Origin of the sequence: Microcoleus sp. AT8-B5, assembly GCF_036705565.1 — a bacterium.
Lineage (GTDB): Bacteria > Cyanobacteriota > Cyanobacteriia > Cyanobacteriales > Microcoleaceae > Microcoleus.
Genome location: NZ_JAUBUY010000019.1, coordinates 72,701 through 95,264 on the forward strand (window position 1 = coordinate 72,701; position 22,564 = coordinate 95,264).

General features: G+C 45.3%; 20 protein-coding genes. 8 read left to right on the plus strand and 12 right to left on the minus strand.

The annotated features are described in order from the left end of the window. Positions 1–267 precede the first annotated feature (267 nt). Positions 268–849, plus strand: a complete 582-nt coding sequence (locus QUB39_RS15075; protein WP_333054013.1) for a hypothetical protein — start codon at positions 268–270, stop codon at positions 847–849. Here QUB39_RS15075 and QUB39_RS15080 read toward each other — a convergent pair. Together QUB39_RS15080 and mnmA are read right to left on the minus strand one after the other, a co-directional pair. Further along, positions 842–1,072 carry a hypothetical protein gene (locus QUB39_RS15080; RefSeq protein ID WP_333209433.1) on the minus strand — a complete coding sequence of 77 codons (231 nt, stop codon included), beginning with the start codon at positions 1,070–1,072 and terminating at the stop codon, positions 842–844. The genes QUB39_RS15075 and QUB39_RS15080 overlap by 8 nt on opposite strands. Positions 1,073–1,142: 70 nt before the next feature. Then, positions 1,143–2,234, minus strand: a complete 1,092-nt coding sequence (mnmA, locus tag QUB39_RS15085; protein ID WP_333054014.1) for a tRNA 2-thiouridine(34) synthase MnmA — start codon at positions 2,232–2,234, stop codon at positions 1,143–1,145. Positions 2,235–2,348: 114 nt separating this feature from the next. Here mnmA and QUB39_RS15090 point away from each other — a divergent pair, with 114 nt between their 5' ends. Next, positions 2,349–4,034 (plus strand): NAD(P)H-hydrate dehydratase, encoded by a 1,686-nt coding sequence (locus QUB39_RS15090; protein WP_333209436.1) that lies wholly within the window; start codon positions 2,349–2,351, stop codon positions 4,032–4,034. Between the two features lie 517 nt (positions 4,035–4,551). After that, positions 4,552–5,082 (plus strand): peptidoglycan-binding protein, encoded by a 531-nt coding sequence (locus QUB39_RS15095; protein ID WP_333209438.1) that lies wholly within the window; start codon positions 4,552–4,554, stop codon positions 5,080–5,082. Between the two features lie 505 nt (positions 5,083–5,587). Here QUB39_RS15095 and QUB39_RS15100 read toward each other — a convergent pair. The 4 genes from QUB39_RS15100 to QUB39_RS15115 all read right to left on the minus strand — a co-directional run bounded on the left by QUB39_RS15100 (position 5,588) and on the right by QUB39_RS15115 (position 9,889). Beyond that, positions 5,588–6,061, minus strand: coding sequence for a TerB family tellurite resistance protein (locus QUB39_RS15100; protein WP_333209439.1), 474 nt, complete (start codon positions 6,059–6,061; stop codon positions 5,588–5,590). A 228-nt stretch (positions 6,062–6,289) separates the two neighbouring features. Beyond that, positions 6,290–8,191, minus strand: coding sequence for a M61 family metallopeptidase (locus tag QUB39_RS15105; protein WP_333054018.1), 1,902 nt, complete (start codon positions 8,189–8,191; stop codon positions 6,290–6,292). Next, positions 8,188–8,868 (minus strand): Crp/Fnr family transcriptional regulator, encoded by a 681-nt coding sequence (locus QUB39_RS15110; protein ID WP_333054019.1) that lies wholly within the window; start codon positions 8,866–8,868, stop codon positions 8,188–8,190. The genes QUB39_RS15105 and QUB39_RS15110 overlap by 4 nt, the downstream gene beginning before the upstream one ends. 160 nt (positions 8,869–9,028) lie before the next feature. Then, positions 9,029–9,889: an inositol monophosphatase family protein gene (locus tag QUB39_RS15115; RefSeq protein ID WP_333054020.1), complete on the minus strand. Its 861-nt coding sequence runs from the start codon at positions 9,887–9,889 to the stop codon at positions 9,029–9,031. A gap of 611 nt (positions 9,890–10,500) precedes the next feature. On the opposite strand from QUB39_RS15115, the gene QUB39_RS15120 reads away from it, so the two are divergent. Beyond that, positions 10,501–11,553 (plus strand): glycosyltransferase family 4 protein, encoded by a 1,053-nt coding sequence (locus tag QUB39_RS15120; protein ID WP_333054021.1) that lies wholly within the window; start codon positions 10,501–10,503, stop codon positions 11,551–11,553. A gap of 125 nt (positions 11,554–11,678) precedes the next feature. On the opposite strand, the gene QUB39_RS15125 is transcribed toward QUB39_RS15120, so the two are convergent. The 3 genes from QUB39_RS15125 to QUB39_RS15135 form a co-directional block, all read right to left on the minus strand. Beyond that, complete coding sequence (locus QUB39_RS15125; protein ID WP_333209442.1) at positions 11,679–13,604, minus strand: alpha-amylase family glycosyl hydrolase; 1,926 nt, start codon at positions 13,602–13,604, stop codon at positions 11,679–11,681. 288 nt (positions 13,605–13,892) lie between these two features. Next, the gene (locus QUB39_RS15130; RefSeq protein ID WP_333209444.1) at positions 13,893–14,750 is read right to left on the minus strand and encodes an Rpn family recombination-promoting nuclease/putative transposase; all 858 of its coding nucleotides are present in this window, start codon (positions 14,748–14,750) and stop codon (positions 13,893–13,895) included. Between the two features lie 207 nt (positions 14,751–14,957). Continuing rightward, positions 14,958–15,311 carry a hypothetical protein gene (locus QUB39_RS15135; protein ID WP_333209446.1) on the minus strand — a complete coding sequence of 118 codons (354 nt, stop codon included), beginning with the start codon at positions 15,309–15,311 and terminating at the stop codon, positions 14,958–14,960. Positions 15,312–15,510: 199 nt separating this feature from the next. On the opposite strand from QUB39_RS15135, the gene QUB39_RS15140 reads away from it, so the two are divergent. Both QUB39_RS15140 and QUB39_RS15145 read left to right on the plus strand, forming a co-directional pair. After that, positions 15,511–15,732, plus strand: a complete 222-nt coding sequence (locus QUB39_RS15140; protein ID WP_333054024.1) for a hypothetical protein — start codon at positions 15,511–15,513, stop codon at positions 15,730–15,732. Between the two features lie 216 nt (positions 15,733–15,948). Further along, positions 15,949–16,953 carry an MvdC/MvdD family ATP grasp protein gene (locus QUB39_RS15145; RefSeq protein WP_333054025.1) on the plus strand — a complete coding sequence of 335 codons (1,005 nt, stop codon included), beginning with the start codon at positions 15,949–15,951 and terminating at the stop codon, positions 16,951–16,953. 132 nt (positions 16,954–17,085) lie between these two features. On the opposite strand, the gene QUB39_RS15150 is transcribed toward QUB39_RS15145, so the two are convergent. Further along, a complete protein-coding gene (locus tag QUB39_RS15150) occupies positions 17,086–17,949 on the minus strand; it encodes an Npun_R2479 family HD domain-containing metalloprotein (RefSeq protein WP_333209448.1) in 864 nt (287 codons plus the stop codon). A gap of 330 nt (positions 17,950–18,279) precedes the next feature. Continuing rightward, positions 18,280–18,438, minus strand: coding sequence for a Mo-dependent nitrogenase C-terminal domain-containing protein (locus tag QUB39_RS30625; RefSeq protein WP_445243025.1), 159 nt, complete (start codon positions 18,436–18,438; stop codon positions 18,280–18,282). A gap of 502 nt (positions 18,439–18,940) precedes the next feature. On the opposite strand from QUB39_RS30625, the gene QUB39_RS15155 reads away from it, so the two are divergent. Beyond that, positions 18,941–19,756 carry a cobyrinic acid a,c-diamide synthase gene (locus QUB39_RS15155; RefSeq protein WP_333054027.1) on the plus strand — a complete coding sequence of 272 codons (816 nt, stop codon included), beginning with the start codon at positions 18,941–18,943 and terminating at the stop codon, positions 19,754–19,756. Positions 19,757–19,910: 154 nt separating this feature from the next. On the opposite strand, the gene QUB39_RS15160 is transcribed toward QUB39_RS15155, so the two are convergent. Next, positions 19,911–20,954, minus strand: coding sequence for an AI-2E family transporter (locus QUB39_RS15160; protein ID WP_333054028.1), 1,044 nt, complete (start codon positions 20,952–20,954; stop codon positions 19,911–19,913). A 417-nt stretch (positions 20,955–21,371) separates the two neighbouring features. Between QUB39_RS15160 and gshA the strand changes: the two genes are divergently transcribed. Continuing rightward, positions 21,372–22,523: a glutamate--cysteine ligase gene (gshA, locus tag QUB39_RS15165; RefSeq protein WP_333054029.1), complete on the plus strand. Its 1,152-nt coding sequence runs from the start codon at positions 21,372–21,374 to the stop codon at positions 22,521–22,523. Positions 22,524–22,564 lie beyond the last annotated feature (41 nt).

A 22,564-nucleotide genomic window follows, 5' to 3' on the forward strand; every position in this document is an offset into this window, starting at 1 on the left:
GAGGCTTTTAAGAATATTTACTTAAGCATAAATTTTTCTTAATACCCGGAGACAACAAGTAAAAATTAAGTAATAACTGGGTAGTGCAAGTTTCCTGAAACACAACTGCCGACAGCGAGTAGAAAATACTTGCCCCCCACGCACCAGCAGTCAAATCGGTTCTGCACAAAGGAACCAATAGCACCAGCAATAGTGTCTAAATAAGTATCTGCAGTTGAGTGTTCAGGAGCGATCGCGCATTGTGTAAAGTGAGGCAGAGGGCATATTATGAAAAGAATCTCCCAAAATAAATTTCAAAAAAATAAAAACCGAGACCAAAAGCAGCCCAATCCAGTAATCTTGGCTTTGGTGCTCACAGGAATTCTGGTATGGGAAATGTATCCGGCACTAAGACACACCGCAGCAGCTAACGCGGGCGCCATCAAAGATTCCCTTGCCCAGTTGGAAAGGCAACAGCAGCAAACCGCGCAGCAATTTTCCTCAGCCGCAGTGCCCCAAAACATCAGCTATTCGGTATTGGCACTCGATACTCTCACTTCCGAACCGGGGAATTTTGCCGAGGGTACGCGCAAAAATCCCCCGAAGCAATTGCCCGCAACCGTAGCAGAAGCAGTTCGCCGAGAGTTGTCGGACTCCACTGGCATTGCTGCTGACAAGTTGAAAGTAACTGAATCAAGCGGACAAAGTTGGCCGAATACTTGTTTAGGACTCGCGAAAGCGGATGAAATTTGCGGTCAAATGATTGTCGAAGGTTGGCGGGTTGTGGTTTCTGATGGTAGGCAAACTTGGGTTTACCGCACTAATGTTAGGGGAAATGTGTTGCGTTTGGAAAAAAAGTTACCTAGGTAAATGTACGTGAAAGGAAATATAAGTTTCCTTTTGGAACAGGCTTTTCGGCCTGTTCCACAAAGAGTGAATTTTCTTGTGGGCTTCTGGGAACAGGCTTTTCGGCCTGTTCCACAAAGAGTGAGTTTTTTTGTAGGTGGGTATCACAAGCAGGCTTTTCGGCCTGTTCCACAAAGAGTGAAGTTTCTTGTGGGCTTCTGGGAACAGGCTTTTCGGCCTGTTCCACAAAGAGTGAATTTTCTTGTGGGAAGTTTCTTGTGGGGAGTAGGGGTTGGGCTTCTAGCCCGCCCCTTGCCTTAATTTGGGACTTGGTTTCTTTCGATAATGCCACCGCCCAACAGCACATCGCCGTCATACCAAACAGCCGCTTGTCCGGGGGTAATGCTCAACTGCGGTTCGTCAAAAATCAACTTAACTCTTGTACCGCCGACTTTTTCCTCTGCTTGGGATGGTTCCACAGGAATAATTGTAGCGGGGACGGGGCGCGATCGATATCGAATCTGTACCTGAGCCCGAATCGGAGTCGTCGGTGCAGCTACAGAAACCCAATTCACTTTCTGGACTGTACATTCAGATTCTACTGCCAACTGTCGATCGCCCACAATTACCCGATTGCCAGCAGCATCAAGTTCAATCACATACAGCGGTTCCGGTGCAGCAATCCCAAGTCCTTTCCGCTGGCCGATGGTGTAGTGGTGAACACCGTCATGCTGTCCGAGCACCCGCCCTGACTTGTCCACAATGTCACCCTTTTGTGGCGCAATGTACTTATCCAGAAAAGCCCGCATCGAACCGTTACTTTCCACCAAGCACAAATCCTGACTTTCCGGCTTATCCGCAGTTGTCAAGCCAAATTCTGCCGCGATTCTGCGAGTTTCTGTCTTGGTAATTTCCCCCAAAGGAAACTCCGTACCCGCCAACAAATCCTGTGTTAGATCGTACAGGAAATAAGACTGATCTTTCGCAGGGTCGATCGCCCGCAGCAACTGATAGCGACCAGTAGCAGCATCGTAAGTAATCCTAGCGTAGTGGCCTGTAGCGATTTTTTCAATTCCGAGTTCTTCGCGAGCAAACTTAAGCATCGGCCCGAACTTCACAGTTTTATTGCACTGCGAACAAGGCAGAGGTGTAACTCCTGCACTGTAACCCTCCACCAAATAATCAATAATACTTGCCTGAAAGACCTCGCGGCTGTCAACAATGTGGTGGGGAACGCCCAAATCTTCGCAAATTTTAGCGGCATCGACCATTCCCTCAGAGCAGCACTGGCCTTTGCCCTTCATCAACCACAGCGTTAAACCCACCACTTCATATCCTTGATGGTGTAAAATTGCGGCTGCTGCGGAACTATCGACCCCGCCGGAGAGGCCTACAACAATCTTGTTCATGGTTGGGGAGAAATTGCTATTTTACTGTTACTTTGTTCGATCGAGCTAATTTATTATACCACAAGTATACTACAAATTGCCACTGCTGCTGTTAGCTGAAATTTTAGCATTAATATGACCATTCAAAAATTTGTTGTCACCGCCGACCAAATGCGGCAAATAGAAACGAGAATTTTTGCTGCGGGAATGCCAGTCGCAGCTTTAATGGAAAAAGTCGCGGGACTGATTGCTAGACGCATTCAGCAGCTTTTGAAAGCGGAAGGAAGTTCGGCAACTAGCAGTGTACGGGATTTAACGGATAGAAGGAAAAGGGAAGAAGGGAAAAAGCTTGTTAATTCTCTATTGCCAGTTATCGGCGTATTGGTTGGGCCCGGACACAACGGCGGCGATGCTTTGGTTGTTGCCCGCGAATTGCACTTTCAAGGGTTCCAAGTAGTTATTTACTGCCCGTTTTCTAAACTTAAGGAACTCACGAAAACTCACGCTGATTATGCGCGTTCTTTAAATATTCCATTTATTGATAAAGTTGAAGGGCTGAAAAACTGTGAGTTGCTCGTAGATGGTTTATTTGGATTTGGATTAGAACGAGAAATTACTAACGCTAGCGCAGCAGCTATTGACGAAATAAATAATTTAAATATACCAATTTTAAGTATAGACATTCCTTCGGGAATTCATACAGATACAGGAGAAGTTTTGGGAACGGCAATTAGGGCAAAACATACATTATGTTTGGGATTGTGGAAAATGGCATTTCTGCAAGACAGAGCGTTAGAATATATCGGCATTTCCGAATTAATTGATTTTGATATTCCCACAGCAGATATTGCAGCAATATTGGGCGAAACGCCAGCAATACAACGCATTACAAAAGCCTCGGCAACTCAGCATTTGCCGTTACCCCGATCGCCAATTTCGCACAAATATACCAACGGTAACATACTAATTATTGCAGGTTCCCGCCGCTACAGCGGAGCAGCAATTTTGGCAGCCTTGGGAGCAAGAGCAAGCGGCATCGGAATGCTATCCATTGCTGTTCCTGAGTCGCTTAAACCGATGTTGAGCTGTCAGTTGCCAGAGGCATTAGTTATAGGATGTCCCGAAACCCAAAGCGGTGCAATTAGCGAGTTACCAGTAGCAATTGATTTGAGTTCTTATGATGCGATCGCCGCAGGGCCAGGTCTGACATTGGAAGCGGCAATAGCTGTAGAATCTGTACTGGAGAGCGATCGACCTCTGGTTTTAGATGCTGACGGTTTAAATATCCTCGCTCAACTCGGCACAGTCCCGATTTTGTCCGAACGCTCAGCACTGACAATTATCACGCCTCATCCGGGCGAATTCAAGCGTTTATTTCCCGAATTAGCCGACGAAACCGGCGACGATCGAATTGCCGCAAGTCAAGCAGCAGCTCAGCTTTGCGGTGCAACGATATTGCTCAAAGGAGCCAGAGTGTGCATAAGTTGGAAGGATGAGGGCGATTCCCTACGGGATAGCTACGCTTCACGTACCATCACCTACCTCAATCCCGAAAGCACTCCAGCCCTCGCCAGAGGCGGCAGCGGCGACGTTCTCACAGGCTTGTTAGGGGGACTATTAGCAAGTGCGATCGCCCGCAAATCCCCCCCCAAATCAGTTGCTGTAACAGCAGCTTGGTGGCACGCTCAAGCCGGAATCATGGCTGCTAAAGAACGGACGGAATTAGGAGTAGATGCCTTTACTTTGACACAGTATTTAATTCCAACATTGCGAGAATTTGCTAAGGATCGTGGATTAAATAACTTCCGTAGGTTGGGTTGAGGAACGAAACCCAACAATCAAGCGTGGCGTTGGGTGGAGTGAAACGGAGGGTTCGTTCCACGGGCCCAACCTACAAAAAATGCAAGTTATTTAATTCTCATTCCTAAGTAAACAATCGACATGAGTTGGTAGAGTGCGTACCCCCCATCTTTGTATTGGGTAGGTGTGCACCGCGCACCTTAGCCCTTGGTTTGTATTGACAACGGAAGTCCTCATAAAGATATTACAACTTGCATTCCTTACGACTGACATCTTGCAGCAATATCAATAAGAGGATTTTTCGTGGGGTCGGGCGGGTTTATAGAACCTATTTGCAAGCTTTAAGGCTGTTGGCGAACCCGCCCCTACGGCTAATTGAGAATGGTGCAATATCTCAGTTACGACAAACCAACGGGTAACTCAAACGAGCGACACTCACATGAGTGACACTCTAAAAAGTGACTGTGCATCCACAAATCCCACCAGTTATACCTGAAATATCAAACACCAAAACTTAAATATTGAGAGGAACCACATTATGTACACCGAAGAAAGAAGCTTGAACAATGAAACTATGGCTCTTGTCGCCGATACTACTGCTCAATCAACTCTGGCATTTGCTGAAACCACTGGAGTAAACAAACCGACTTTGCAAAGGGGTTCAACAGGTCAAGCTGTCAAGGAACTACAACAGCTTCTATTTCATTGGGGTTATTATTTCGGGTCGATTGACGGTATTTTCGGCGTCCAAGTTTACAACGGGGTCATAGGCTATCAACACCGCGTCTTTTTAAAAGAAGATGGGATTGTCGGCCCTCTCACTTGGGAAGCACTATACTCTGGTGCACCTGTGAATATGCCGATCGTCATGAAGGGCAGTTCTGGTAATGCTGTTAAAATTGTTCAGAATGTCTTGAAAATCAATGGATACTATTTCGGATTCATTGACGGATTATTCGGGCCGATGACAAATGTAGCAGTGCGACAATTGCAACTGAGCATGGCTTTACCGCAAGATGGAATTGTCGGCTACAGAACTTGGCACGCCCTCAGCAAGTTACCGCACTAATGACTGGTTGGATTCATATCAATTCCGGTTGTACGAGCGAAATGACTGTTGACTGTTGACTCGATTTTATTATTCTGATGCAACCGGAAACGATATCACTTTCAGTAATCGCAAAAAATCTGTAGATCAATTAGGGATTTAGGCTTTGCCTAAGTCCCTAATTCTCGTTAAGGGTAAGGCAGCGCGCGGGAATGGCGATTGATTCCCTGCGGGATAGCTTCGCTTCACGCAAATTCTGTTACCGTTCCAGGCGATGAAAAATATTCTCGACTTTTCCGTGTTTTTTTGTTAGTATATCTTAGGAAATTGGGAGCCACAATCCGGTTTATTTCCCTTCTGATTTAGTTGTAAATAGTTGCACTCAGAAAAATATTATTTCGATACTTACCTAACAAGACTTACCGATGGCAGGCTTATTCCCGGTTTCTACGAAAAATTCCAGGTTGAGTAACGAGAAATCTAGAAATCAACCGGGTTTTTAAGCCAAGCGCACGCAAGTCCCGAACTAGCCTTTGATGAACTTTTCTAATTTTTGAGCCATCTTCTCGACAATTCCCTCTGAAGTATCTGCAGCCGATGATTCAGCTTCAATACGCTTGACCACATCCTCTGAAAGATTCAGCAACTGCACTAATTTTTGATAAGCTGCGGCTTCTTCAGCGTTAATTTTTGGTTCATCGGGAGTGCGAGAACTAGATGAAATCACTTCATAGCCTAGTTGCAAGACTAATTCCTTTTCATCTTGAGTTTCTAGTTGGCCGATCAACTCGTCAAGGGGGATATTTTGCATGATGTAATCCCGCAGTTCTTGTTGCATTTGTTGTCCGTCGGTATCTGGGGCAAACAAACGACAAAAGCGATCGAGCATTAAATTAACTTCTTCTGTGGCGAGTTCGCCGTCAGCCCAGGCCATAGAAGCAACAATTCTCAGCAGATTCATTTGGCGGGGCGTAATTGATGGAGGAGGTGGGGTTTGCATAATCAAAATGGGTAATTGGTAATATTAATTCCGGTGCAACCGGAATTATTGTTGACTGTTGACTGTTGACTGTTGACTGTTGACTGTTAACTGTCAGTCGAAAAACTGAATGATAGTTGAGTATTGACGGGTGATTCAATTTTACCAGGAGGATGCTAGCGGAATTGGGAATTGGGAATTGAGCTTGATTTCTTCTGGTCTTTTCTTTCCCGTTCACCTTCTGTTAGGTCACAATTTCGATAAAGGAACTCCCAGCCATCCAGTAAAGTTTTGTTTCTGAATAGCAGTGGGCTGTTCCACCGGCACGATCGAGTAACGCATCGGGCGCGGCGGGGCGAGAGTAACAGGACAAGTCCGCAGTTCGTCTTGGTGAAAAACTGTCACCGAGACGATATCCCCAGGCTTGAAATCTTTTAGTCTCTCGCCCGCTTGTTCAGAATTTACACGAAAACCTTCGATCGCCAGCAACTCGTCCCCAGCATCAATTCCGGCCAATTGTGCCGGAGATCCTACTTCGACAAATTTAACCATTTCCCGCCCGTTTTCCGTTCCCAACGTCCAACCGATGCGAGGTATTTCGCTAGTTTCAGTTGCGGTGAGTTCCAGCCCGAAAGGTTCCAGATATTTGTTGTAAGGCAACTCTTCTGTGCCGTCTATATAGCGCGCGAAAAAGTCGCTCAAATCGATGCCGGCGACGGACTCGATCGCACTTTGCAACTGTTCTGGAGTAAAGCCTATTTCTGCGGGTAGCGAAGGAGAATTTAAGTGTCCGTTTGAGGTTAAATGCGCCGATTTGCCGTCTGTTTCCGACTTCAGGTCAAAATCGCCGTTTTGGGCAGAATTAGCATTGCCAAACTTCTGCCACATCAAACGCATCACGTCGTCGAGCGATCGCTCATTGCCGTGTTTGGCGCGAATCAACAAATCGAGCAAAAACGAAACAACTTCCCCTTTCAAATAATAGGAAATCTGCGAGTTGTCGCTGTTAGAATCCCGGCGATAAAGTTTAATCCAAGCATCCCAGCTCGACTCGCTCACAGGCTGTACACTCCGCCCCGGAGTCGTCTGCAAGCGAGTAATTTCCTTAGCCATACCTTGGAAAAAACCTTTCACGCTGTAGAGACCTGAGCGAAAAGGAATCACCAAATCGTAATAACTTGTAGTGCCTTCAGAGAACCATAAAGAAGGAGTATAATTCTCTTTTTCGTAGTCAAATACTTCGAGAGCTTTCGGTCGAATGCGCTTGACATTCCACAGGTGAAAAAACTCGTGAGCTACCAACTGAATAAAGCGTTCATACTTTTCCTTAGCCCGAAAACCAAAACGCGGATAGTTGAGAGTGCAACTCTCCTTGTGTTCCAAACCGCCAAAACCAGAGCCGGACAAATGTAGGAAAAACACATAGCGTTCGTAAGGCAAACCGCCGAACATTTTTGCCTCAACTTCGATCACTTTTTGGATGTCTCGAATCGTGCGATCGGGTTCTAAATTGCCTTTCCCCCAAACAACTAGCTGGTGGGGTTTTCCCATCACTTCAAACTCGTACACTTCGTGACAGCCAATCTCAAAAGGACTATCGACAAGGGTATCAAAATCCGCAGCAGCGAAAGTAAGATTTTGGCCAGAAACAGGCGGCAAAGTAGTAACGGTGCGCCATTCCGGCTGCGGCGGCACAACGGTTACGGTGTAGCAGTTGCTCTCAAAACCGGGCAAGAAAAAGCACAAAGCCGCCGGATTGAAATAACCGTGAGTCGAGTCTAAATGATTGGTTCGCACTGTCAGTTCGTTGGCAAAAATGCGGTAGCGAACCGTGATATCTGACACCGAATCGGTCTCGATTTGCCAGTGATTTTTGCTGAGCTTGCGCCAAGGTAAAGCTCGATCGCCCGATAGCGAGCTAAAATCTTGCAGGTGGCGGGCGTACTCTCGAACCAAGTAAGAACCGGGAGTCCAGACAGGCATTTTTAAATCCAGAACCGACTCCGACCAACCTTGCACGCGCAAAGTTACTTCAAAGAGATGGGATTCAGGATTGGGCATCGCCACCGAATATTGAATTGTCGGTGCTGTTAGTTGCCCCTCACGGTTGCCGGCAGCGGACGAGGTATCCAAAGAAGTAACATCAGTCATTGACTTGCCAAATTAATCAAGTGCTTGAGGTTGAGCAAATGGATAGTTTGGTGGTCTGGATCGATTTTGATCCAACCTTTACTATCGAGTTTTTCCATAATTTTGCTGGTTTCATCTAGGGTGATATCTGTGACATCAGCTAAGTCTTCATAAGGAATATTGAAGATATCTTTGCCCTCAGCAGTTTTCTGACCGTAGTTTTCTGCCAGCTCGACTAAAGTATTTGCTAGTTTAACCGCAGGCTGGCGGTTTCGGAGTTGATAGCGGAGATTGGTTTGGCGGAGTCGCCGCACCATCAGTTGCAGCATCCGGTGGTGCAATTGCGGGTCTTTAAACAGGGTTTGGATAAATCGCTGAGCTGTGACGCTGAGAAGTCGCACGGGCGATAGAGCAAGTACGTCATTCGATCGGGGAGATTCGTCCAGAATGGCCATTTCGCCGAAGAAGGCACCCCGTCCTAAAATAGCCATTGATACAGCTCGATCGTTTGACAAGCGGCGGACTTTTACCCAGCCAGACACGACAAAGTAAATCGCGTTGCCCCAAGAATCCTCCATCACCACAGCTCGGCCCGGGGGATACTCATGCTTGACGGCATTTGATAGCAGCCCTCCCAAGGTTTCTGGGTTAGCACCCTTAAATAGAGGGAATAGCTCACTGAAAGCTTCTGTCTTCATGCAAACTCGCGGAGGTGGGAAATATGATTAGGCGACACCCAACAGCTAGGGAACGATCGATGTTTGGGAACACAAACAATCCGTTGCTCCTTTAATTGATCATAAGGGTGGACAGGCCCGGTTCACGTAAAATTGGCAGATTCTTTAATCTTAAACGGGTTTACAAGCCTGCCACTGCCTTTTGAACTTTACCCAACAGAGGTTCTATGTATTCCGGCCAGCCGATCGCGATTGACTGCCTGTGGGCCAGAGTTTCCGGCTCGATCGCATCTTTACTCCACCTCAGCGGTTGACCTTGCAAGTCGCAACAAACCAATCCGGCTGCTTTTGCTAAAGCCAAAGGGCCGGCGGTATCCCACACTTTAACTCTGCCGTTGAGATACAGGTACAAACCAGCTCGACCGAAGATAACTTCCATCACTTTTAAGCCAAAGCTGCCCAGCGAGTAAAATTCTGCGCCGGGGATGCTTTGGGCGATCGCCAGGGCGTAGTTTTTCTGGTCTTTGTCTCCGAGAATAATTTTACAATTTTCCGCTGTCGGAGCCGGGGGTTTGCATAGGGCGATCGGCTGTGGCGCTTCGGTTCCGACACTTTGGAACAATCCCCAATCTTTGCCGCCAAAATACATTTGGTCAAAAGCCGGGGCGTAGAGCCAGCCGGCCACCGGGTTCCCTTCCAGCAGCAGCCCCACCATGGAAGCGTAGTGCAGTTTTCCCCGAATAAATTCTTCAGTCCCGTCGAGGGGATCGATGCACCAGAGGCGCTGGTAATTGGCGCAGTAAGCTGTTCTGGAGGCGACGTTTTCCTCGGTGATCCTGCCGTCTTCAGGAAACAAAGCGCTAAATGCTGCCGATAGTTGTCGGTCTAGGTATTGATCGATACTCGTCACGTAGTCGTTGGGCCCTTTCTCGGAAACTTCAAAAGGTTCGGCTGCTAGCTTGTAAGCTTCTTGACCGCACTCGCGCAGGGTGTAGCGAATTTTTTGGTCTTGCTCTGGAGAAATATACATGAGGTTAAACATAAATTTTTTAGCTAACTTCAGCATAAAAGCTTAAGTCCTTGGAATCGATCGGCGCGTGTCATTCGATTTTAGATTTTAGATTTTAGATTTTGGATTGACTTGCGCGAGATCAATTCGGGGGACGCAAGGATTTGAGATTTTAGATTTTGGATTGATTTGCGCGAGATAAATCACGTGGCGGTACCATCTAGAAATTCTTGGTCACTGTTTTTGATTCGTACAGGATTTGGGCGCGGGTGTCGATAAACCCGGTTTCCTAACCGTCAGCGCGGTTGCGATACAAGCCCCAGACAGGATCGATCTGATGTGCTGCACCATTGTCAATAATCCTTTTACAAACAGGCTTTCCGGCCTGTTCCACAAGAAATTTATCTTTTGTAGAACGGGCCCCAGAGCCCGTTCTTGAGAATGGTGCAAGATGTGAGATTGATGGAAATCAAAAAAATTTACACATGAGGGAGAACCCCCCAGATTTTTCTAAAATCTAAAATCTAAAATCTAAAATCTAAAATCGACCGATCGATCGTACCAGCACTTTCAACAGCAGAGGATAGAATCTTCAGAGGTTAGATAATTTGTGCCAGCACCAGAATAAATATAAGGAGAATACTTTGAAATACCATTTGGCATTAGGTCGCAAAATAGACCTAGATGGAATTGACCGCGATGCACAACTAGGCAAATGTCCTCGCCACGTCCTGCGGGCCCTCAGAGAGAGCTTAAATGCCACCGTTCACGCCCCGGATGGCGAAGCGATCTCGTTGAGCGACAAGCTGCGATCGAAAATTTCTTCTAAACCCGAACATTGGGCCGCCGCGCGCAAATTGTCCGAGCAAGTCAGCAGCGACGACGTGATATTTTGTAACGGCGAGGACATTGGCATTCCAGTGGCGGCGGTTTGCGGGGCTAAGCCCGATCGCCCGAAAATTGTTGTACATTTCCACAATATCGATCGGCTGCGCGGCCGCGTCGCCCTGAAACTATTTGGTTTGGCTGACAAAATTGACGTGTTCATGGCTTGCGCCAGCCCTCAAACTGACTTCCTCCGCAGTTATTTAGCTTTACCTGAATCCCAGATTTTAGTGCATCTAGACCAGACAGACACTAAGTTTTTCACACCCGGCCCCGTTTCTGGCGATAAAAAGCGACAAACGATTGTTAGCGTCGGGTTAGAAAAGCGCGACTACCGACTCCTAGCAGCAGCAACTGCTGACTTAGATGTTGACGTAAAAATTAGCGGTTTTTCTAAAGATGCCAAAGCTTTATCGCAAGCTTTCCCCGATACTATGCCAGAAAATATGTCCCGCAAGTTCTACGAATGGCCGGATTTAGTGCAGCTTTATCGCGATGCAGACGTAATTGCAGTTTGTTTGGCGGAAAATAAATATGCTGCTGGAGTGCAGGGTTTGCTAGAAGCAATGGCCTGCAAGCGGCCGGTCGTCATTACTCGGACTCAAGGTATGGTCGATTATTTAGCCACCCCGGATATTGCCAAAGTGGTAGATGTGGGAGATGCAGCAGGTTTGCGCGAGGCGATCGTCCATTTGCTTTCAAATCCTCAAGAAGCTGAATCTCAAGCGCAGCGGGGGTACGAAATGGTTGTGAACCAGCACAGCAGCGAACCTTATGTCGATGTTTTAGCCCAGAAGCTGCGATCGCTTTAAACTCGTAATATCAGCAACGGGATCTCCGGCCCGTTCCACAAAACAGAAACTTGGTTGTGGAACAGACCGGAGAGCCTGTTGATTAAAAACTGGTAAAACAAGCCGGAAAGCCTGTTGATTAAAAATCACGACTCGCGTCCACTCGCCCACTTATCCCGCCATTTCACAGTCCCTTCCGAAACTAAAACCCAGCGGCGACAAACCAGGTTTTCTCGCAGCGGCGACAGTCCTTCCCGTAGCAGCGCATACTTATAAGAAATCAACTTCCCCGCACTTTCATTAAAAGGAATTTCCCCAAACCAAGTATTAGTATTGATATACTCCAAGGGGTAGCCCTTACTAATATCCCAATTCCCCAACTCAGGGCAATCTCCAATCACCACAATTCTTTCCCCAGGCTGAGTTCTAACGCTGTTAAGCTGCGCCCGCACAATAGTTTTCGCCTTAACTCGTTCTCCGACGCGACTAAAAATCATTACTTCCCGCGAACCCAACTCTAAATTATACAGCATCCCGTCTTTAACTTCAAACTTGCGGCGCGATAAAACCTCCGTATGCTCTCCATCAGGCAGCTCAGTATCAACCTCTTTAAGTGTCACAGAATTGCCGCGATTCATCGCTACAAACACCACCGAATCGCGATAGCGGCGCACGTAACAATAAACATCAGGAGTTAGATACTTTTGCCACTGACTCCCCATCGAAATAGCTGGATTCAGCCGTCGCAATCCCGACAGCAAACGCACATCTCGGTAAATCGGCGCATCATTATCCCATTTTTCCATCATCGGGCGGTTGTAAGGGTCATTCCCCCCATCTGTATCATCGTGCAGATACTGTTCAGTGCCGTAATAAATGCAGGGAATACCGCGAGTCGTCATAATTAAACATATCGCCAAATGCAGCATTTCTGGATCGGGATTCAACGACTGAAACCTCGGCATATCGTGGTTGTCAATAAAAGTAATCAACTCCGTCGCCCCGTAGTAGCGGTGATCCAAATTCAGGACATCTTGGACTAACTTAAATCCCGCGCCCGCACCCTTCCCCAATACTTCTCGAATTGCCACGCACAGACCAAAATCTAAAATAGTCATCCCCGACTCGTTGGCAAATTCCACAGAACGATCGTTTCTAGGGTCGCTGTAAATCCATTCGCCAAAAATGAAAACATCAGGTCTGTGTGTTAAAATGTCAGCATTAAATTCCTGCCAAAACCAAATAGGCATATGCTTGACTGTATCAACCCGCAAAGCATCAACACCTCTGTCTAGCCATTGTTTAATTGCTGATTTAATGTAATTGCGGTAGGCAATATTGTTTTCGTTGAAAGTTGCTAAACCCGACAGTTCGCAGTTTTGGACTTGCCATTCGTCTTCCCAGTTTGTGACTTCGCCGTAGTGGTGATACCAGTCATCTTCATCGTCGTTAAAGTCAGCTATTTTTACGCCGTCGTCGTAGAGTTCCCCTTTTTTACCGCTAAAATCTGGGTTGCTGTGATTGCAGACAATATCGAGCACGAGTTTCATGTTTCGCTGGTGCAACTCGTATACTAATTTGTCAAATACGGTATCTTTAGTTTCTTGTGTTTGGTTGATAGAAGGATTGTCGCCTGTGGCAATGAAGCGGGGATTTAGTCGCTTGAAATCTTTAGTCCAGTAGCCGTGAATTGCAGCTTGTTCGACAAATAATGCTTCAACTTGCTCGAACAGTGGAGTCAGCCAAACTGCGCTAACTCCCATATCTTTTAAGTAATCGAGTTTGTCGATAACTCCCTGCAAATCGCCGCCCCAATATCTGCCCCAATCTTTGCCTTCTGGATCGTAAAGTTCTGGGTTAGGGCCTTCGTTATTTGCGGGATCGCCGTCGTAAAAGCGATCGACTACAATAAAATAAATTGTTTCTTGTCGGAATTCAATGTCTCTGGTGTAGAGGAACTCTAAATCGATTTCGCTTTCTGGCTTAACTTCTTCTACCAGAGACTCAATTTTTTCTTCTGGTTCGCTAACTTCGTATTGAGAAGAAGTTTGATTGGGAGTGACTGATGTCATGAGATGTATTTTTTTTTATTGTAAGATTGGTCAGTTATTCGGAGCTAGAGTCGGAGATAGCTTTCCCATCTGACTGACTTTTACAGCATCATACGGAATTTACTGGTTTAATGAAATCTTCCTTTAGAGAGAGGGCAGACTCATCCTTGAACATTAAGTGGATGAGAGTTAATATTTGGCTTCATTCTCAGTCAAAGAGGCAGAGACTCAAAAACCTGTGCTACCAGGCCGATCCTAGTAGGGATAAAAGGTAGAGTAATTGTGCTATCGTACTTTTTCCCTTCCTTTCTATTCCTCCCGCAAGTTTTGGATATCTTCAACGCTCAAACCAGTAGTTTGACTGATTGTTTGATTGTCAAGTACATTGAGAAGTTGCCTAGCAATTTCCAGAGCTTTTTCTCTCATTCCTTGCTGAATTCCTTGCTGAATTCCTTCTTCAATTCCCTTTCGCAAGATTCCCTGCTGATCCAGAATATACCTTTCGCGTGCTTCTAAATCTGCCAACTCTTCTGGATTCAAGTTAGTTTCATTAGCAATAGCAAAAGCTTGCTGTATTTCCGACACTGTTTGCATTGTTTGCGGTATCACTTCCAAACTGGGAGCATTTTTCATAAAATAAACCCACTTATCAGTCAAAGTTTCTAATTCATCCAATTGTTTGTTAAATTTGGGTAACTCGATAAATATCAGTTCTATCTCAGGATCGACATAATCAAATAAACGCTTTTTCTCCTTGAACACAAAGTGAGAAATTACTTCTCGGTCATTGTCTAACATTTCAAAATCGGTAATTGTCAAAGCAATTACAGGTTTTAACTTAAAGTAACCTTCACCGCGAATTAGTTGAGTTGAGTAAGTTTTCGCAGCATTGTAAACCACCCGTTTCGCAAAAGATTCTACATTTAAAACTTGCATCTCGATAATTACAGTTTCGCCTCCTGCAAGTCTGGCTTTGACATCCAGGTAAGAGTCTTTGAGATACTGTACTCTTGATGCTAAATACGGGTCGATGATTTCTAGGTCGGCGATGGTGGGGTTGCCATCATAAATCATGGCATTGAGAAAGCTGATTAAGATTGGTTTGCTTTGATTGGAACCGAATATTTTTTTGAAGGCAAAATCGGTTTTGGGGTTAATGAATCTCATGGTGATTTTTCGTTTTCTGAGCTTTTTAACGATTCAATCTATCTGGTAATCAGGAGCAAAACATTCTTATTCTGTCAAATCGACTTGTCGAATCTCTTCTAGCGTCATATCCAAGCATTGCGCGATCTGCTCGTCGCTCAAACCGACGGCTTGCAAGCGTTTAATCGCCTCCATTTTCGCCCGCTGCTTTCCCCGCAAAAACTCAGGCTACTCTTCCTGCGATGTGCAGACATTCAGCGCTCCGATTAAATGACCACGAGCAACATGATTGCCACTAATGACGCTTCCAGTAACATTGCTAATCCTGGACTTCCGAATCAGTGCCGATCGCAAATTTAACTTATTAACCTCTTCTCCAAAAGCATCAGAGAACAACTCCCATAGCTCGTAGCCCACATCTTTAGCATAACCCTCAGTACAATTCAGCGCTTGGGCAATATCGCCATACTTTTGCCGCTTCAAAACGCCCTCAATCACACCAACTTGCATATCATCTAAATGCTTGCCAGTTTTCGCAAAGACCACTTCATCTGCAAAAGCCAGTGCTTCCTTAACGTTCACCCGCGCCTCCTCACAATATCCGAGCGATCGAACTAAAACCGTCTAGATCCGACTATTTTCGCCTTGAATACAAAAACGATTAAAGCTTTATCAAAACTTTTTATATTATACGACTTTATCCGACCTTTTTCGACTATACAAATTAATTGGCAAGCTGTAGCATTGTGAAAGTAAAACAATCGCTCAAAAAGACTAACTTATGACGACTACCCAACTCGCTCTAGACAAAAAAGCAAATCCTTTGATGATGCACCTGAGCATCTTGCCCAAGTACGGCATCACCGCCGAGGAGACTTTTAGCTACGATCCCACCACGCAGACCTCCAACATCACCTCCATGAGTGGCTCCTGGTGTAATCGCAGTGGCTCCACTGTTAGGCAGTTTGACGAGAATGATGATGACCAGCAAGAGGACGACTAGAATTTGCTCTGGCTAAGGTCGTCTTTTGCTTGCCATCTGATTTCTTGAAAGACCTGCATGAATTTTTGCATGACAGGTCTTTCACTGTCAATTTTATTTCAATTGGTTTGGTTGTGATACCCGTTTCCAAAAATAATGCAATCCCCTATAAGATCCAAACCCATACAGAATCCGTAATTTTTCATCTCAAATCTCAAATCTAAAATATAAAATAGTATGACAGACCTTTTAATCGTGACTTCCGAGACAGACATTCATGCAGATGTCGTTATCAACGAATTGCAAAAATCAAATATTCGAGCAATTCGATTGAATTCAGAAAGTTTTATAAAAAAAAGCAAATATGCTTACTCGTGGCAAGCTTCGGGCAATCCCAGTCAAAGTTTTTTGTCTTTTGAAGACTCTTTGAGAGAAGTTCAAGATGTTGGCGTGATTTGGTGGCGAAAACCAGAAGATTATCAAGTGTTTCCAGAAGTTGATGATGCTTGGGCAATCAAGTATTGTCAAGAAGAAACAGAATCTTTAATGTACTCTCTGTCTGGCTTATATCCCAAAGCGAGGTGGGTCAATAACTACTACAAAATTAGATTGCCTTCCCATCGCATCAATCAGATTCCAATTGCTCAAAAACTGGGAATTACTATCCCTCCAACACTCGTAACCAATTCCTACGATGCTGCTTGCAACTTTGTGACACAACAGGGTAAGTGCATTGTCAAACCGATGCGCTACTCTGGATTCCTACATGATGAAAAGCAGTATGCTTGCTATACTCGCCCCATTGATGTAGAAACACTTGAAGCATTTCGAGAGAGCATTCGATTAGCGCCTGTTTTTATTCAAAAACGCATTCAAAAGAAGGCAGAATATCGCGTTACATTAATCGGCAAGCATGATTTTGTCTGTCGCATTGATGCCAAACATATCAACGATTCAGATGTGACTTTAGATTGGCGCGTCACCGAACCGGATAAACTCGTTCACGTTCCCGACAATTTGCCGATCGACTATCTCAACAAACTTCATCAAATGCTTGACGAATTTGGTTTGAATTTTGGTGCATTCGATATCATTCGCGATGAGGACGACACGCTCTATTTTATCGAACTCAATCCTAACGGACAGTGGTATTGGATCGAAATTCTCACTAAAATGCCTATGGTTCGCGCAATGGTGGAACTCATCGAAGATTTAGCGCTTCAATATCAACAGGATTGCTGAATTCTGTCTTGCATAAGGATTCTTCGGTTAGATCCCCGACTTCTTGGAGAAGTCTGGGATCTGGATATTCTGTTTTTTTAGGTGGGCTTATTTATCCGAAAAAAGAACGATCGCCCTACATCTACCCCAACCCTAGCTAACTACAGCCACCGCCGACTTTGGAACCTGAGAATGCTCCACCCGAAAAACATTCGCGCTCAGATTAGCAACAACTTGTTTTCCCTGCTGCGTCAGTTCCAAATAGCCGATCGCATCCTTCACATACCGATGAACCACATTCCAATAAAACTTCGGATAACCATCCCGCAACTCCCCCGGATTCTGATAGCCCAAAACCCGATTTTGCCCAGTCTCCTCAAACTCGTAAAACAGCGCCGCAATCTTTTGCAAATATCGCGGATCGCTCAATTGACCAATTAAATCAGCAGCCCGAACTAAACCCGGATAATTTACAGTATCTTGATAATCTTCATCTGTAGGAACTGGGAAACGAGTCAGCTCAATATTATGCTTAACCAGCTCAGCGTCAATCAGTTTGTGACCGCCAAAACGCTCGTCAATAAACATTTTTCCGCGATCGACATGATAAAGCATCAAACTAGCATCCGTGGCCCCCGGAGGCAGCGTTAATTTCAGGTCGCCTATTCCCGTCGCATACAGTCCCAAATCTGTTCTATCTTGCCTGCAAACACCTTTAACATACCCGATATCGTGACATAGCAAAGCAATGTGGAAGTGCAGCCAATCTTCGCAGGAAACACCCCCTTCGCGGATGTGCTTCCCCCCCAGAATTGCTTGTCCCACCAAGGTCACTAAAATAGTGTGTTCGACATTATGGTAAAGAGCATCGCTATTAGCAATATTTTCTAAAGCCATACTCGCCACCCAAGCAATAATCTCACCATAGTCAGATTTAAACCCGCCATAAGTGTGGCGGTAGCCTTCAATCAGGCGATTGACAAAAGCCTTAATCAGCAGTTCAGTTGCGTTAAACATATTCACTTCCCTGAGCCCACGTAGATTATTAAATTATTTTTATAGTTATTGTTTTTGCTGCTACCGTTTGATGTTATTTTTGGCTTAAGCGCCACGATGGATACCCACTCCTATCGAGAGGCATCCATTGATATTATCAACAATTATGGCTTAAATTATGGCTCTCGCAACTACCAGAGCGACATACCCCATAAATAATTGATATCAAGGGGCGATCGAGGTATGACACCCCTCAATCAGTAGTACAGGGTTACATCTTCGGCGCATACCTCAGTAGATTTTAGATTTTAGATTTACTCCACAGATACATCTGGGGGCGGGAACTAATATCTAAAATTTTGGGTTGCTCACTACTGTTGTCGGAAACTTGTATCTGTTATGGCTGACCCCGCCCAACAACCAGAGCGAGCGAAAGCGTAACCCCATTAATTCCTCATGGACAGGATTAAGCTTGCACATAGGCAGTACGTGGAAAAAATAGTGTCCCAATAACTAGATATATCTCTGACAAGAACACCGTGCGAGTATAAGTTAGCACACCACTGAGTTACTGGTGGCTTTCCCACTGCAATGCTATCGAGCCACTGTCGCATTTGTTGCACGAGGATCTCGCAAAAAGTTAAGTCTTGGCACTGATTTTCCGGGAAAATACTTGTAGTCAACTTCACGATCGATCTCAGTAATCATTACTAACAAAAACTTATGAATCACCCGACTTAATCCTCAACGAAACCCACTGTTGCTCCAGTGACGTGAATAAGTTTTATGGGTGACACTCACAGTCGCAAAATGTGATGCGAAAAGCTAGCATTTGTGATTTAAAAGTCGCTAAAGTGTGAGACAGATCACGCCCTCTGTTCCCTCCAGAATGTATATTTAGATAGATGGCAATAAAATAAGACAGAATAACTAGCCGCCTCCCTCGCATATCCCCTCTCCCATCATCTGCGATCGACGACTCTGTATACTTACTAATATAAGGTTTCAGGCAATGATTAAACAAAAACATAAATATGCCGACCTTGCTCAACTCCCCCACACAGATACCGTGCTCCAAAAACTCCCTGTAGAAGTTAAAGAATGGGCCCAAAGCTTGCCTTGGAACCAACGGCGCTATGTCTTGTCTCTCTGCTACATATTGTGTGCATCTACTCCCGACTTGCAAGCAGAATTTTTAGATAATTATACAGCCGACGGTTTAGTTTCAAAAATGTTTGAAGATGTAGATACTCTACACCGAGTCAAAGAGTATTTAATCAGATTTCGGGTCAAAAAACAATTAAACGAATCAGATTTAAGAAGCTACATCAAACAATTTTATATCCACTCAGCTCAACAATCGCTCCGAGAAACTGACCAATATTTAGAATCTGCACTCCGCTTCGTCTTGAGTACAGAAGAACGCAATAATGTTTTTAACTACATTTTGGGCTTTGAATTTATTAAAATTGTGTTTCAAATGAGCTGGTTGCAACACGAAAGATTAGCGAGACTCCAAAAAAATCAGTCGCAGTTTATTGAGGCCTATATCAAGCCGATTCAACACGCACACAGAATTAATGGCATAATTCTCCCGAAAGATGAGAGAATATTTTTTGCCAGACGCACCTATTACGTTCAACTACCTAACATTTCCTATAGAAGACTTATTGAGTTAGTCATGGCAACTTTTACTACAGAAATGGTGAGTAATTGCGGATTTTCTATCAGTCGCCACTCTCAAGCTCTGCGTTTTGACTGCGATTACATTTATGATCCAGAACCAGAAGAAGAAAGATTTCCTACTGACTTGCAATTTATTCATTAACTGTACGCAGTAAGGTGTATCCTAAGTTGCTGTTTTCTATTTACTTTTATTGGCGCTTTGGGCACAGGAGAGTTTTTGAAGCATGGGACTTCTAGTCGGCCGGTTAAAATCGGATGTTGCAGCCTGATTTTATAAAATAGGATGGCTGTATCCATTAACCTTCCGCTTGCATTTCTTCAATGTCAAACCAGCTAACTATCACTCCCGCTAGCGGAATTGCTAGAAATATGCCTAAAAGTCCTGCTGATCTTGCCCCCACTAACAGTGCAAAAAATACCACTACCGGATTGAGGTTAAGGGAATTTTGCATCAGTCTGGGATGAATAAAGTTGTCTTGAATTTGCTGCAAAACAATGCAAGCTGCCAATACTTTTAAAGCTAGCCACACATTTTGAGACAATACAATAAAACAAACTAAGCTAATCCCCAGCGTGGCTCCAATCCCTGGAACTAAATCAAACAATCCGATAATAAATGCTAAAATTAAAGGAAATCTCACATCTAACAGTAGGAAAATTCCAAAACTAGCTGTTGTCAAAAATAACATTAACAGAATTTGTGCCTGAAAAAATCCTAAAAAGTTTTTCTCTATTGTTATACTTAAACGCCTGTGCAGGTGTCGAGGTATAAACTTGAGAACTAACAGCCACAGCCTCTCTCCATCAAGTAACATGAAAGAAGCTACCACCATAATTAATATTAAATTTAATAAATTGGTTAAAAATACTTGTAAGAAAGCAATACTCCAAACAACTCCAGATAAAGCTTGATTTCGCAGTTGTTCCTCAATAACTCGCAGGTTAACTTGCAGGTTTCTCGCCCGCAGGAATGCTTCGAGGCGCTCGGACAGAGGCGCCAGAGCATTCACAAATTCAGTCAGGCTGTCAATTAATTGCTGTCCTTGAGATAAAAGAGTGACGCCTACAGTGACGGTGAGACCGCCAAAAACTAAAATGGTGAGCAAGACAACGAAGGCGACAGCTAAACTTCGCGGTAAAAATCTCTGGAGAGTTCGCACCGGATAGTTGAGCAAAAAAGCCACGAGTGCAGCAATGGTGAAAACCGCGACTGCTGTTTCAAAGTAAGCTAAAAGTTGCAGTCCAGCCCAACCAGAAGCAAATAAAAGCAAAAACCGGACTAAGGCTAAATTGCTTAGCATATTCCAAAAATTGGGAGGAGTTCTGTCTTGCTCTTTCACAGGGATTTTTAGGGGTTAATATTATAGCTCAAAAATATTGCAGAGCTCTCTTTTAGAATCGCACCCAATATATATCTGCGGCTATCCCCCTCAAGGCAGAAAACAGATGTCGAACTGAGGCAGGAGTGGGTTCTATTCACCATAAGTTCGATCGTCCCCAATACCGAATCAAACACAAGCGCGATCGAACAAACAGCCTTTCTGAGTCTAAAACCGCCTCGGAAACTCGGTAGTCATGGCAGTATTTGTCGTGGCAGCCCTCCAACTAGGAAACAAACGCTTAAACAAGCTGGCGCCGAAAAACGGCGTTTCAGTGCCAGTGGCGAAAAATTTCAACTCTGCCTCGTGGGAGATAGTATGAACAGGTCAATTTTTGGGATACTAGAAACTAGCACTCAACTTAGCTGAGGAATAAACGTGCTGCTATCAAAAGGCTTTGAAGTAGAAATGTATACCGGCACTCCCGAAGGTGAGGTTGTCGGTCTCTCTGATCGCATAGTCGCCGATCTAGAGGGATTTGTCCGGGAGCCTGATAGCCGCAATGTGGAGTACACGACCGCCCCGCTGTGCAGCTACGATCGCCTGCTGTGCGCCTTAGTCAAGCCACGAGTTCGGCTGCGCGAGTATTTAAAACAATTGGGCGACTATACCTTGCTGCCGGGAAGTACCTTGTCTCTCGGAGGGAGCGATCGATTTTACCGCTCCGATCCCAACAACCCCTACCACACCTACATCGAGCAAACCTACGGCACCAAAGTCGTCACCGCCAGCATTCACATCAACATCGGCATCTCCCAACCAGAAATGCTGATGCGCGCCATCCGCCTCGCCCGCGTCGAAGCACCACTGTACCTTGCCTTGAGCGCCTCTTCCCCCTTCCTCGACGGCGAAGTGACGGGCTATCATTCGACTCGGTGGGGTTTGTTTCCCAAAACTCCCGCCATCGTCCCCCTGTTTGAAAGTCACAGACATTACATCCAGTGGACTGAAGAACAGCTAGAACTCGGTACTATGCAAAACGTCCGCCATTTGTGGTCTGCAGTGCGACCCAATGGCGATCGTCGCCCCTACTGTCTCAACCGCCTCGAACTGAGAATTTGCGACCTCGAAGTCAATCCTCTGGCTTTGTTAGCCATCACTGCCTTACTAGAAGCTCGCATTTGGCAGATGATGGAAGACCCCAGCTTAGACCCCTTAGAACTCAGCACCTTACCGGAGGCCACGCGCAACCAAGACTTAGTTGCCCTCACAGACGCCAACGAAATTGCTGCATCCGAGCAAAGTTTGGATGCCGAACTTACCCACTGGCAAGACGGCAGAACTATTCTGGCACGAGATTGGATTGAGGAAATTTACCGAGAAGTCTGGCCTATAGCCAAAAAACGCGGCTTTAGTTGCTTTCTCTCGCCACTCAAAAAGATTCTCCGGGAAGGCAACACGGCCCAGCAGTGGTTGAAACTGCACGAGGGAGGTTCGGACACCCGCAGTATTATTCTGCAAGGGATTGATGGCATGGCTCACCAAGAATTGGAGCTAGAAGACAACTTGTGCGCCCAGTTAGTTGCCTGAAGTACCCGCCGTTATGATAACGGGGGCTTTCACTAGCCCCC